This window comes from Verrucomicrobiia bacterium (assembly GCA_036268055.1).
Lineage (GTDB): Bacteria > Verrucomicrobiota > Verrucomicrobiia > Limisphaerales > Pedosphaeraceae > DATAUW01.
The window spans coordinates 1-12,748 of sequence record DATAUW010000007.1; the positions used below are offsets into that span (position 1 = coordinate 1).

Here is a 12,748-nt window from a genome sequence, read left to right on the forward strand (position 1 = left end):
GGCAACATCGAAGATGTTGCGCAACAAAGCCCAGGGTTGGCCCGTCCTCGGGCCTACCCTGGGTAAGACGAAAAACCCTCACAACCTCAACGAGGTTGCGCAAGAGCGCGATTTTACCGCAAGCAAGACGCCGCCCGAGAATTGGAAGCGCCACTTCCACCCCTCATTTCAACGCTTAATGAATATGGAGTGAAAGTGTTTTCCTTCATCCGGCAAAATCCAAGATGAACCGCAGACGATGTGGGAATAAAAGTGGCTTTCTTCCCATCCGGCAACATCGAAGATGTTGCGCAACAAAGCCCAGGGTTGGTTCGTCCTCGAACCTACCCTGGGTAAGACGAAAATCCTCACAACCTCAACGAGGTTGTGCAAGAGCGCGATTTTACCGCAAGCAAGACGCCGCCCGCAGAAATGGAAGCGCCACTTCCACCCTTCATTTCAACGCTTAATGAATATGAAAGTGAAAGTGTTTTTCTTCCCATCCGACAACATCGAAGATGTTGCGCAACAAAGCCCAGGGTTGGCCCGTCCTCGGGCCTACCCTGGGTAAGACGAAAAATCCTCACAACCTCAACGAGGTTGCGCAAGAGCGCGATTTTACCGCAAGCAAGACGCCGCCCGCAGAATTGGAAGCGCCACTTCCACCCTTCATTTCAACGCTTACTGAAGCTGCAGGTTATTAGACCGCCGAAGCCCGCAGGGTCAGCCGAACTTTCATATGAATTTTTTTCCCAATAACCTCACTCGCCCAACGCTTCTCATTAACCTCCAACTTTCAGTTGGGGGGAATCCTCGTCAAAACAAACTCACCTCTCTATCGAGCGAAGCGAGGCGAGCATCCTCAAATCACTCGCGCGAATCCACCCGTCAAAAGTTTCCTCCACCAATTTGCTGGGTTGGATTTTTTCAAACCAACTCCCGCAGGAACACCGACAATCCAGGACACGGCAGGGCGGCGCTGCCGCTCCGCCGTCCGAAGTCCCGCAGGGACGGCCGACCTTAGCCCAGCCATTTATGGCTGGATTTTAGTTCGCTACTAATTCAAGTCCCGACAGGGACGAAAGAATCTTCCAAATTAAAAAGACGCACACGAATCCTCCATTCGCCGCCACGGAACCCATCGCATAGCTCCTCCCCTTCGTCAAAAAACTTCACCGCTTAAATATTCAAGGTGAAACACACGGCATTCACCGAACTTTAACCTTGCCCGCACCATCCTCCGCCTTTGCTGCATAAACCACCGCATGTTTCGCATGTCCCGCCACATGCGCCGTCGCCGCCGCGTGACCGGCCGAACGCGCGGCAGCGCGGGCGGCAAGATCGGTTACTTCACGGGCAGCGGCATGCGCGGCAAATGCGGCCTTGCGCGCTTCACTGATCGTTATTTTGCCGCGCGCCCACTCACGAGCCGCCTCGATTGCCTTACGCGGACGATCATCCTCTGGATTTACGTATTCAAAAAGTGGCAGGACTCGCTTTGCAAAATTGGAAGCGGAACGTGCCAACGATTTTCGCTCGCTCAAGTTCGCGTCTTTTTTCACAACCGAATTTTTCTTAACTTTTTTCGCGAGAGCCATATTTGAAGGCGGGAATTACCTTACAATACCATGGCGTTTCAAAACACTCCATTTCAGTTTAATTGACCAATGGCTTGCGCCCGGAACCGGTGGCGCGTTACCTTATCTTTGCAAATGCGTGGCATGTTTAAATGAGCTTGCCATTGCCACGCGGCGGCGCTTAATCATTTTTGTTATGACCAGACGTGAATTTTTTCGCAACACCTCGATTGGCACTTTGGGCATCCTGGCTTTCTCCGCGCTCGCCGATACCGCCGGGCTCTCCGCCCCGCTCCAAAATTTCCACGGACAGGAAATCTTCGAGCGCATCGTCAGCAAGGCTTCCGCCGAAAACTGGCGGCGCCTCCCCATCGGTGAACTGATCGGCAAGATCGCCATGGAATTCAAGGGCACGCCTTACGTCGGCTTCACGCTGGAAGTTTCGAAGGACACCGAAGCCTGCGTCGTCAATCTCACCGGCCTCGATTGCGTCACTTTTTTTGAAGATTCGCTGTGCATGGCGCGCATGCTCAAGCGCGGAAAAAGTTCGCCGGAGGATTTGCTCGCCGAGGTGCAATTCACCCGTTATCGCGGCGGCAAAATCGGCGACTTCACCTCGCGCCTGCATTACACCACCGATTGGTTCGTGGATAACGCGCAGAAAGGCGTGATCAAAATTCTCACGCCGGAATTGCCCGGTGCGGAACCCTTCACGCAAAAGGTCGGCGTCATGTCCGCGCATCCCGCGAACTATCGCCAGCTCGCCGCGCATCCCGATCTCGTCGCAAAAATTCGCGCGACCGAAGCTGAAATCAACGCTCGCTCGCTCAAATATCTGCCGATGGACAAACTCGCCGCTGACGAACATCTCCTCCAAACCGGCGACATTGTGGGCGTCTGCACCACGGCGGCGGGAATTGACATCGGCCACACGGGCCTTTGCATAAAAGATTCCGAAGGTGTCGTGCATTTCATGGATGCCTCGTCCTCGCGCAAAAACATGAAAGTCACGTTCGAGACCGACATCGCCAAATGCCTCAACTGGTCAACCAAATTGACCGGCGTCATGTTCGCGCGTCCACTCGAAGTCACCAGCGCGGCATAAAATGAATCACGCCCAATTTTGATCTGGACGTCGCCCATTCATTCGCTTGAACTCGACCTCTATTTCTTCACCGCCAAAAACTCGCAACTTCATCGTCGCCACGCCGCAGCGTTCGCCGTGCGACCCCTACGCGCGCGCCCTGGAAAATTTCGGCATGCTTCGGTTTCTCGCGCTCGGCACGCGCAATGGCATCGTCGGCGTTCCCCCTGAACGCACGCGGCTCAAGCCCGCCATCGGCCTTGTCAGTTACATCGGCGCCCGCACCCTCAGTTCTTTTCACGGGGAATCGTTTCGCTATCGCCTCCATCCCTGGTTCGATCACTGGATAAAGTCCCAACTCCAGCCCGGCGACCACCTCATTTCCAGCTACTCTTATACGAACAAATCTTTTCGTTGGGCGCGCCGGAACGGCGGTCGAACTTTTCTCGACGCCGGCAATTCGCACATTGATCATTTTTGGGAAATCATTTCCGAAGAACATCGCCGCTGGAATTATCCGCAGACTCCCGTCGGCCGCCATTTTTACGAACGCGCCCGCATCACCGTCGCCGAAGCCGACCTCGTGCTCGCCCCCAGCAATTACGTCCGCCAATCCTTTCTGGACCGCGGTTTCAAACCGGAAAAAGTCCTCAAGACCATCTATCCGATTGATCTCTCCGTGTTCCAACCCGCCCCGACTCCGCGTCCGAAAGACCGCCCCCTCACGGTCATCAACACCGGCAGCCTCTCGCTGCGCAAAGGCACGCCCTACCTGCTCGAAGCCTTTAAAATCGTCCAGCGCCGCCATCCTTCCGCGCGCCTGCTGCTCACGCACATCATTCAGGATGACGTTCGCGCCGTGATGGACAAGTATCGCGATCTGCCCATCGAATGGTCGCCGTCACTCCCGCACGCGCAACTCGTCGAGCGCCTTCGCAGCGCGGATGTCTTCGTGCTGCCCTCGCTTGAGGAAGGTCTCGTGCGCACCGCGCTCGAAGCCATCGCCTGCGGCCTTCCCGCCATCCTCACGCCGCACTGCGGCTCCAATGACTTCATCCGTCCGGGAGAAAATGGCGAAGTCGTTCCCATCCGCGATGCTCAAGCCACCGCCGACGCCATTTTGAAATGGGCGGATATTGTGATGGCCGATCCCGCGCCGCCGCGCCGCCGCATTTCCGACTACGAACTCTCCTTCGATTATTTCCAAACCCTCTTCCACGACAACCTGCAACGGCTCGGCTTGCTCTGACGATCCACCCGCTTACTTTTTCTTTTCTTCCTGCTGCCAGCCGCCGCCGAGCGCGCGATACAGTTGCACGATGCTGAGAAGCTGGTTCACCTGCGTTTGCACCAGGGCGTTCTGCGCCGGAAAAAGCAACTGCTGTTCCTGCAACACTTCGTAGTAACTCGCGTTGCCCAATTTGTAACGCTTCATCGCCGTCGCCACCGCTTCTTGATACGCCGCCACCGCGCGTTCCTGCTGGGTGCGTTCCTCCGCAAGTTTATCGCGCGAGACCAGCGAATCCGAAACTTCCTGAAACGCGTAAAGCACCGCGCCCTGATATTGCAATGCGGTCTCATCGCGAAAAGCTTTCGTGCGTTTCAATTCCGCCGTAAGCCGTCCGCCTTCAAAAATCGGCCCCGTCAAACTCGCCGCCGCGCTCCACGCCGTCGCGCCGCCGCCCGTGAAAACTGCGAGATCAGGACTCACGCGCCCGAACAAACCGCTCAGGCTCAAGTCCGGCAGAAAATCCGCCTGCGCGACACCGACGAGCGCGTTGGCCGAACGCAGTTGCTGTTCTGCCTCGCGAATATCGGGCCGGCGTTCCAGCAAGGTCGAAGGCATCCCCGCCGGAACTTCCGGCGGCAACTGGTCGCCGAGCGAAGCGTCGCCGCGAATGATCGGGCCCGGATTCGTGCCCAGCAAAACGCTCAGTTGATTTTCCTGCATGACGATTTGGCGTTCCAATTCGGGAATCGTGGCCGCGGCGGAATCCATCAACGCCTCCGCCGATGACGTTTCCAATTTTGAAGCGACACCGCCATTCAATCGCTCGGTAAAAATTTTCAAACTGTCGCCGAAGGAATTCGTGGTGTCCTTGGCGATGGCCAATTCGCGATCGAATGCGAGCAGTTGAAAATAATCCTGAGCGACCTGCCCGATCAGCGAGGTCAGCACGTCACGCCGCGCGTCCTGGCTCGCGAAATATTGCGCCCGCGCCGATTCCGTCATGCGCCGGATGCGGCCCCACAAATCAATTTCCCACGACGCGCTAACATCCGCCGCAAAAATGCTGCCCGTCGTGCCCGTCGGCGAAGGCGTATTGTTCGCGCCCACATTTTTTCCGCGCCCACCGACGCCGCCATAACCCACCTGTGGAAAAAGCTGCGAGCGCGCCTCGGTGACCAACGCCTGCGCCTGTTCCACTCGCGAGACGGCGACGCGCAAATCGTAATTGTTCGTGAACGCGGTGCGGACTAGGTTTTGCAGCGCCGGATCGTGAAAAACTTCCCACCACGGCAGATCGCCAAACGAATTGGTGCCCGTTTGCGTCTCACCGCGAAAGCTTGGCGGAGAATAAACTTTGGGCCGTTGATAATTCGGCCCGACCGCGCAACCCGAAATCAGGAATACCAAAAACAGCCCGACCGCCGGAAGCGAAGAAATTCCCCAGCCGCCCGCGGCGCACTTTTTCCAAAATGGTGAATACGTGATCATCCGCCGGATTTGTCCGGTTTTGATTTGTCTTCTTCGGGGCCGTCGTCCCGGGATTTTTTCTTGTCCGCGTCTTCTTTATGCTCGTCCGATTTTTTCTCGCCCTCCGGTTTGCCGGCATCTTTGTCGTCGCCATCTTTTTCGCCGCCCGGCTTGCCGCCCTTTTGCTGCGGCTTCTTGCTGAAACGCTTCACCGTTCTTTCCACCATCGCAAAAGTGACCGGCACGATCAGCGTGTCCACCAGCGTTGCACCCAGCATGCCGCCGATCACCACCGTGCCCAGCGTCTGCCGCGAGATGCCGCCCGAACCGGTCGCGAACCACAGCGGCATGCAACCCAGGATGAACGCAAATGACGTCATCAAGATCGGCCGCAAGCGAATGCTCGCGCCGTTTTGCGCCGCTTCCTCGATGGTTTCGCCCTTTTCATATTCAGCCTTCGCAAAGGCCACGATCAAAATAGCGTTCTTCGCCGCCAAACCGATGAGCATAATCAAACCGATTTGCGCATAAACATTATTTTGCAAACCACGTGCATTCAAAGCCAGGAACGCGCCAAGGATCGCGGTCGGTGTGCCAAGCAAAACGCTGAACGGCAGCGACCAGCTTTCAAATTGCGCCGCCAGAATCAGGAACACGCAAACGATCGAGAACGTAAAAATCGTTCCCAGCGAAACACCTTGCGCCGCCTGCTTTTCCTGGAAGGAAATGCCGAGATAATCGAAGCCCATTTCCGAGGGCATTGTCTGGGCGAAAACTTCTTCCAGCGCCTTCGTCGCCTGCCCGGAACTGTAGCCGGGAGCGGCGGCGCCGTTGATTTGCGCGCTTGGATATTCGTTGTAGTGCATTACAAATTCCGGCCCGGTGCGGCGTTCCACCTTCGTGAAGGCGGAGAGCGGCACGCTTTGACCCGCGGCATTGCGCACGTAAAAAAGGCCGATGTTTTCCACGCGCGCGCGATAGTCGGATTCCGCCTCCACATACACCTGCCATTGGCGCCCGAAGCGGTTGAAATAATTGACAAAATAACCGCCCATGAACGCCTGCATCGTTTTGTAAACATCCGCCAGCGGGACGCCTTGTTTCAAAACTTTGTCGCGATCCACGTCAATGTAAATCTGCGGCACATTGGGCAAATGCGTGGTGCTGACGCCGGTCAACTCCGGCCGTTTCTTCGCCGCCGCGATGAATTTGTTCACGTTTTCCGTCAGGAAATCCAAATTCTGCCGCCCGGATTTGTCTTCCATGATGAAGGTGAACCCGCCCGCCGATCCGACGCCCGGAATGGCCGGCGGTGAAAAGGCAAACGCCGTCGCCTCGGGAATCTTCTTCAGTTCCTCATTTAAGTGCGCCTTGATCGAAACATATTGCTCTTCTTTCTTTTTACGCTTGTCCCACGGTTGCAGCGTGACGAAGAAAAACGAATTGTACGTGGCCTGCACCTGGCTCAACAAACTGAATCCCTCGACGGTCGTGTAATACCTCACTCCGGGAGTCGCCTTCAAGATTTGCTCGATTTTTTTCGACACCGCATCGGTGCGTTCGAGCGACGCCGCGAAAGGAAGCTGCGCCACGACAAATGCGTAGCCCTGGTCTTCTTCTGGCACGAACGCCGTCGGCAGCCGCCACGCCAGCAAAATCGCCGTTCCTGCGATGATAAACAATCCCAGCAACACCCACCCCGCCTTGCGCAAAAACCATCCCGAATAACGCAAATAATGTTTGCGCGTGCTGTCAAAAACGCGATTGAACCAGTCGTAAAATTTCTTCAGCCACCCCTTCCGCTGTTCATCTTTTTTCCGCAACAGCATCGCCGCCAGCGCGGGACTCAATGAGAGCGCATTGAAAGCCGAAAGCATCACCGAAATGACGATCGTCAGCGCAAATTGCTGATAAAGCCGCCCCGTGATGCCGCTGATGAAAACCGTCGGGATAAATACCGCGGCCAAAATCAAAGCGAGCGCCACCACCGGCCCCGCGACTTCATCCATCGCTTTGGTCACCGCTTCCTTCGGTTCCAATCCCTCCTCGATGTGACGCTCCGAGGCCTCAACCACGACAATCGCGTCATCCACGACTAACCCGATCGCCAGCACCAGCCCGAAGAGCGTAAGCGTGTTGATGGAAAAACCGAACAGCGGGAAAAACGCGAACGTGCCGATCAGCGAAACTGGCACCGCGCAAAGCGGTATCATCACCGCGCGCCAGCCTTGCAGGAAAAGGAACACTACGAAAATAACCAGCACCAGCGCGATAATAAAGGTCGTGCCGATTTCATCAATGCCGCGTGAAACCGCCAATGTTGTATCGAGCGAGACCGAGTATTCCAAATCCGCTGGGAATTTTTGTTTCAGTTTCTCCATCAGGTCCCGCACTTCCTTGGCGACGTCCAGCGCATTGGAACCCGGCAGTTGATAGATGGCCATCACGGCGGAACTCGTGCCGTTCAACCGGCCCGTTATGTTATAAAGCTGCGCGCCCAATTCCACCCGCGCCACGCCGGACAAACGCACGACCGAACCGTCGGGATTTTCCCGCACGATAATGTTCCCGAAATCTTTTTCTGAAACGAGGCGGCTTTGCGCCGTCACCGCATAAGTGAACTCCTGCCCTTTCGGTGTCGGCGGTCCGCCGATTTGACCGGCGGGATTGACGGTGTTTTGCGCGTTGATGGCATTGATGATGTCATTGACGGTGATGTTCAGTTTCGCGAGCTGGTCGGGCTTCACCCAGAAACGCATCGCATACTGGCCCGCGCCGAAGACGTTGATGTTCGAGACGCCTTTCAACTGCGTGATCTGGTCCACCAGATTGATGTATTCGTAATTCGCGAGGAAAGTGCCATCGTGTGTTTGGTGCGGCGAAGAAAGCGCCACCAACATCAGTGGGCTCGTGGGCGATTTCAAAAGCGTGATGCCGAAATTGCGGACGTCCTGCGGCAACTGCGCCTCGGCCTGGTTCTCGCGAAGCTGCGTCAACACCTGGTCAATGTTCGGGTCGGTCTTGACGTCGAAGTTCACCATCAGGCGCATCGCTCCGTTGTTCGCGCTGATGGAATACATGTAGTTCATGTTGTCCACGCCGGCCATCTGCTCCTCGATGGGCGTGGCCACGGACTGCGCGAGGGTCTGGGCATCGGCTCCGAGATACGTGGTTTGCATGCGCATCTCCGGCGGCACGATGTTCGGGAACTGCGCGATCGGCAGCGTGAACATGGAAACCAGCCCGATGATCACCGTGAGGATGGCGATGACGATGGCAACAATCGGGCGTCTGATGAAAAAGCGATACATGCGCGTCGCGATCTATTTCTTATCCTTCGGCGGCTCGTTCGTGGTGGCGCCACTCTGGCCATTATCGGGCGGAGTATTGGTCTGCGCGTTGGGATTCCATTGCTTGGGATTGACCGTCGTGCCTTCCTTTACCTGTTGTGTTCCCTCGATCACGACTTTATCGCCCGCTTGCAAGCCTTCCTCGATGATCCAATTCGCGCCGACTTGCTGGCCGACTTTCACCGACTTCAAATGGGTTTTATTTTGGTCATCCACCGTGATGATCTGGTAGCTGCCTTGCAGTTCAATCACGGCACGCTGGGGGATGATGACAGCGTTGGTTTTTGTTTCCGTTTGCACGCGGACGCGGCCGTATTGGCCGGGGCGCAGCAACCGTTGGGGATTGGGAAACACCGCCGCGATCTGCATCGTGCCGGTGGTGGGATTCACCTGGCGATCGGCCAGATAAAACTTTCCCTTGCCCGGAAATATCGTGCCGTCAGAAAGAACCAATTCCATTTTCAGGTCCGTTGCATCTTCATTCGAGATCGCGTAGCGCCGCCAGAAATCAAGATAGGATTGTTCGCTGACACTGAAATAAACCTTGATCGGATTAACGGTTGAAACCGTCGTCAACGCACCGCTCGAAGGCGAAACGAGATCGCCGATTTGCCCGAGCGCAATGCCCGCGATGCCGTCAATGGGCGAAGTTATTTTGGTGAAGCCCAGTTGCAACTGCGCATTCTCAACCAGCGCGTCATCAGCTTTGACCTGCGCCGCTGCCGCAAGATTGGCTTGGACTGCGTTATCCAATTCTTCCTGGCTGATGGCCTGTTCCTTGGCGAGCGGTGTGTAACGCTTCACGTCGAGTTCCGCTTTTTGCGCCTGCGCCTGGTCCTGGGCGAGTTTGGCCTTGGCCTGATCTACCGATGCCTGAAACGGACGCGGATCAATCTGGAAAAGCAGGTCATTGGACTTGACCTCCGAACCTTCGACGTAATTTTGCGTCTGCAAATAACCGCTGACTTGGGCGCGGATCTGCGCATTCACATAGCCATCGAGCGAGCCGATCCATTCCTCGATGATGGGAACATTGGTCGTGGTGACAGTGAGAAATTGGACTTCCGGCGGCGGCGGCGGGGTGGTCTTTTTCTTGCAGCCGCAATTCAGGGCAAGCACGCACGCCGCCATTGCTATCACTGGCCACAGCGCCCTTCGGACAGTGTCTTTCCCTTTCCCATTTCGCTGCGAATACCGCATCATTTTACTTTTCTCAGCCCTTCCAGTTACCCAGATTGCACGCGTCTGGACCACGGCGATTTCGTCAGCGGCAGCCATGCCGGCTAAAATGTATCGCAAGAATCAATTCCTGATGCACTTATGAGCCATCAAGGCACTGCGCGGTTACAATAATTCGCAATTCAAAAATGTCCAATCACACAATGCGGATGCGCACAATTTTTCGGACACATCTCCTGACGGACCGCGGGTCTATGACCCGCAGCAAGGTCCATAAGGTCAAGCCACCTGCGGCTCAGCCCGCCGCATGCTTTAGTTCTGTCGCATACCGGATCGGTTATTTTTAAAACCTTTGCCTCATCGAAACGGCAATCTTCGCGGGAGTTGCTGCGGGTCATAGACCCGCGCTCCCAACGGATTTGGCGTTCATAGATCGCCGCTACAGGTGAAGGTTCAAACTGATGCACTACCCCGAATGCGACCAACTTTTTACGCGATGGCCATGGATTATAAACGAAGAAAATGCGAATGCGTTTTCTGGCAAGGCGAACCGGCATGATACCGCAGCTCCACCCGTCCCGGCGCAAAAGCCACTTCCGTGTAACTCACCGAGGCGGCATCTTTCCGGTGCATGCACGTGGAAAAGGGACCGCGCGCCGGTGAATGGTTCCGATGCAACCGCCGCAGCCATTCCGCCGTGCCCGCCGAACCCTGGCGAAAAGCGGCTTGAAAAATTTTATCGCGTTCACGTTGCGCGCCCGGTTCGTCAAAGCCGGATGAAATCCATTGTTGCGTTTGCCACGGATGATTTTTGCGAACCAGTTTTTTCAAGTCCCATCGCCATTCCACCACTTCGCGCGACGCCGGGTAAACCCCGATCAAACGAAAGGGATTGGTTTGTTTCAACGGCAATCTTGCGAACTGTGCGTGCGCCGATTCCGCATCGCCGAGCGCGCCGAGCGAATTAATAATTTCGCCACGGCTGACTGTTTCACCCCGGACCCGCGCAGTGATCGCGTACCAATTAATCAATGCCAGCGTGACTCCGCAATCATCCACCGTGATCCAGGTGCCGCCGCTCGCCTCACTCGGACCGAGGACAATATGCCCGCGAATTTTTTTCTTTCGTGGCGGCTTGGCGACAGCGCGGGTAAGTAATTCATCCCGGTTCATCCCGAGACGATAACCCCGTTGCTGCGCGATGAGCGTGACCGTGCACATGTAAAATCAATCCGCCGCCGGATACGTGGCGGACAGCCGCGTGTATTCCATGCGCTTGCGCCAGACGAGGGCGAGCTTGGTCGGCACGCAGCCGCGACGGCAATTCGCCGCGCCGATGCCGAAGACGAGGTCCCATTGTTTGAAGAGCGTGCGGTAAGCGTCGAAGAGCGAGTTGCGCGCGTCATAAATATTGGTGGCCTCGGAGGACGCGCCATTAAGTTCGATGATTTGAAAATTCTTTCCGGCGCGCAAATCGTCTTCGCTCGCGTAACGGATGTCGTAACGGCCGATATAAAATCCGGTGATCTTCTGGGAAATGTCGTCCATGCGCGCGAGCAATTCGGGAGTGGCCATCCGCTCGCCGTCGCGGAAAATGCAGCCCTGCGCGTGATTCCCCGACTCAACGAGTTTCAATTCTTCACCTGCGGCCAACACTTCGTCTTTTCGCTTGGCGAAGCGCTTCAAATATTTGTCCGCCATGAAACGCGCGCGCGGATCGTTCCAGACGAGTTCGGTGATGGTGGATTTGCCGTCACCGATGAGCACAGGAAATATTTTTTCGGTGATGGCAAAAATATGCCCGCGCGTTTCGGACGGATAACGATAATAAAAAACACCGGCTTCATGCGGGCCCGGCGCATAGCTTTGAATGAGCACGGGCGCGGCAGTGAAACGCAGATACGCCTCGGCTTGTTCCCGCGCGCGGATCAGTTTGATGCCGTCGCCGCGCTGGCCAAGGTCGGGTTTCATTATGAAGGGAAAACTCACGTTCGGCCGCGCGAGGATTTCGTCGAGCAAACGCAAACGGGCCTCAAGAGTTTCGCCTTCGATCAAGATGGCCTCGGCGGTGAATTCGGGACTGGTCGCGTGCAGTTCCTTGAGCGTTTCCATTTTGGATTCACCAACCATGCCGCCGGAAAAAATGCCGGGATTGGAAGCCGTGGGCACGGTGATGCTGCGATATTTTATCATCAGCCACAGCCCGTAAATGGCAACGGGCGGATAGAATAACCAGTAGGGCCAGAATTCCCAGCGCGTCCAGCGCCCAAGCCGCGCCTTGAAACGGCGCGAATCAAAATTCACAAAGGTGCGGCGCAGGATTTGTAAAAGCGCGATCAAGACAATAAGTCCGCCGAGCAGCAAAAATCCTGCGTGCTTGTAAGTGCCAAGCCATCCGCTCAATCGCTCGCCAAAAATTTGCACAAGATACAGAACGCTGATCGTCCACACGCAGGCGGCGACGCCCGTGATCAAAAGAAATCGCGGCAAGGGAACGCGCAAGAAACCCGCCGCGAGAAAAGTCGGCAGGCGCGCGCCCGGGACGACGCGGCTGAAGATAAGAATGGGCGTGCCTTTTTTTTCAAACCATTGTTCGCTCTCCGCGACTTTCGTGGCAAAGCGCCGCAGTGAGGAACGCTCGAACCAGGTGCGCCCGCCGTATCGCGCGAGCGCGTACAGGCCAAAATCGCCCATCCAAATGCCAAGAAAACATGCCGTAAACGCCGCCGGCCAGGAAATCTCTCCAGTCGCCAGCAGCAAACCCGCGCCCACCGTCGCCACATCTTCGAGGATGAAAGTGGCCAGAAAAAATCCGAACGCTTTGGCGAAGGGAACCCAGTCTGCGACGGCTGTCGGAGAAAGTGACAGGGCCGCGGTCATT

9 protein-coding genes are annotated in these 12,748 nt (G+C 56.3%); 3 read left to right on the top strand and 6 right to left on the bottom strand.

All coding sequences use genetic code 11. The features are described from left to right. A partial coding sequence (locus VH413_03040) for a hypothetical protein (GenBank protein HEX3797653.1) occupies nucleotides 1-193 on the top strand: 193 nt, incomplete at its 5' end. A gap of 994 nt (nucleotides 194-1,187) precedes the next feature. Here the strand turns inward: VH413_03040 and VH413_03045 are convergent. After that, nucleotides 1,188-1,541: a hypothetical protein gene (locus tag VH413_03045; GenBank protein ID HEX3797654.1), complete on the bottom strand. Its 354-nt coding sequence runs from the start codon at nucleotides 1,539-1,541 to the stop codon at nucleotides 1,188-1,190. A gap of 211 nt (nucleotides 1,542-1,752) precedes the next feature. Here VH413_03045 and VH413_03050 point away from each other — a divergent pair, with 211 nt between their 5' ends. Together VH413_03050 and VH413_03055 are read left to right on the top strand one after the other, a co-directional pair. Then, nucleotides 1,753-2,661, top strand: coding sequence for an N-acetylmuramoyl-L-alanine amidase-like domain-containing protein (locus VH413_03050; GenBank protein HEX3797655.1), 909 nt, complete (start codon nucleotides 1,753-1,755; stop codon nucleotides 2,659-2,661). A 46-nt stretch (nucleotides 2,662-2,707) separates the two neighbouring features. Next, nucleotides 2,708-3,889, top strand: coding sequence for a glycosyltransferase family 4 protein (locus VH413_03055; protein ID HEX3797656.1), 1,182 nt, complete (start codon nucleotides 2,708-2,710; stop codon nucleotides 3,887-3,889). A 12-nt stretch (nucleotides 3,890-3,901) separates the two neighbouring features. Here the strand turns inward: VH413_03055 and VH413_03060 are convergent, their stop codons facing one another. The 5 genes from VH413_03060 to VH413_03080 all read right to left on the bottom strand — a co-directional run bounded on the left by VH413_03060 (nucleotide 3,902) and on the right by VH413_03080 (nucleotide 12,747). Next, nucleotides 3,902-5,359, bottom strand: coding sequence for an efflux transporter outer membrane subunit (locus VH413_03060; protein HEX3797657.1), 1,458 nt, complete (start codon nucleotides 5,357-5,359; stop codon nucleotides 3,902-3,904). Further along, complete coding sequence (locus VH413_03065; GenBank protein HEX3797658.1) at nucleotides 5,356-8,649, bottom strand: efflux RND transporter permease subunit; 3,294 nt, start codon at nucleotides 8,647-8,649, stop codon at nucleotides 5,356-5,358. The genes VH413_03060 and VH413_03065 overlap by 4 nt, the downstream gene beginning before the upstream one ends. A 12-nt stretch (nucleotides 8,650-8,661) precedes the next feature. Beyond that, nucleotides 8,662-9,819, bottom strand: coding sequence for an efflux RND transporter periplasmic adaptor subunit (locus VH413_03070; GenBank protein ID HEX3797659.1), 1,158 nt, complete (start codon nucleotides 9,817-9,819; stop codon nucleotides 8,662-8,664). Between the two features lie 555 nt (nucleotides 9,820-10,374). Next, a complete protein-coding gene (locus VH413_03075; protein ID HEX3797660.1) occupies nucleotides 10,375-11,088 on the bottom strand; it encodes an NRDE family protein in 714 nt (237 codons plus the stop codon). 6 nt (nucleotides 11,089-11,094) lie between these two features. Then, nucleotides 11,095-12,747: a VTT domain-containing protein gene (locus tag VH413_03080; GenBank protein ID HEX3797661.1), complete on the bottom strand. Its 1,653-nt coding sequence runs from the start codon at nucleotides 12,745-12,747 to the stop codon at nucleotides 11,095-11,097. Nucleotide 12,748 lies beyond the last annotated feature (1 nt).

Excerpts from the sequence above, each read along its gene's own strand:
- VH413_03050 (HEX3797655.1), top strand. The coding sequence starts at position 1,753 with ATGACCAGACGTGAATTTTTTCGCAACACCTCGATTGGCACTTTGGGC.
- VH413_03060 (HEX3797657.1), bottom strand. The coding sequence starts at position 5,359 with ATGATCACGTATTCACCATTTTGGAAAAAGTGCGCCGCGGGCGGCTGG.
- VH413_03065 (HEX3797658.1), bottom strand. The coding sequence starts at position 8,649 with ATGTATCGCTTTTTCATCAGACGCCCGATTGTTGCCATCGTCATCGCC.
- VH413_03070 (HEX3797659.1), bottom strand. The coding sequence starts at position 9,819 with ATGGCGGCGTGCGTGCTTGCCCTGAATTGCGGCTGCAAGAAAAAGACC.
- VH413_03075 (HEX3797660.1), bottom strand. The coding sequence starts at position 11,088 with ATGTGCACGGTCACGCTCATCGCGCAGCAACGGGGTTATCGTCTCGGG.
- VH413_03080 (HEX3797661.1), bottom strand. The coding sequence starts at position 12,747 with ATGACCGCGGCCCTGTCACTTTCTCCGACAGCCGTCGCAGACTGGGTT.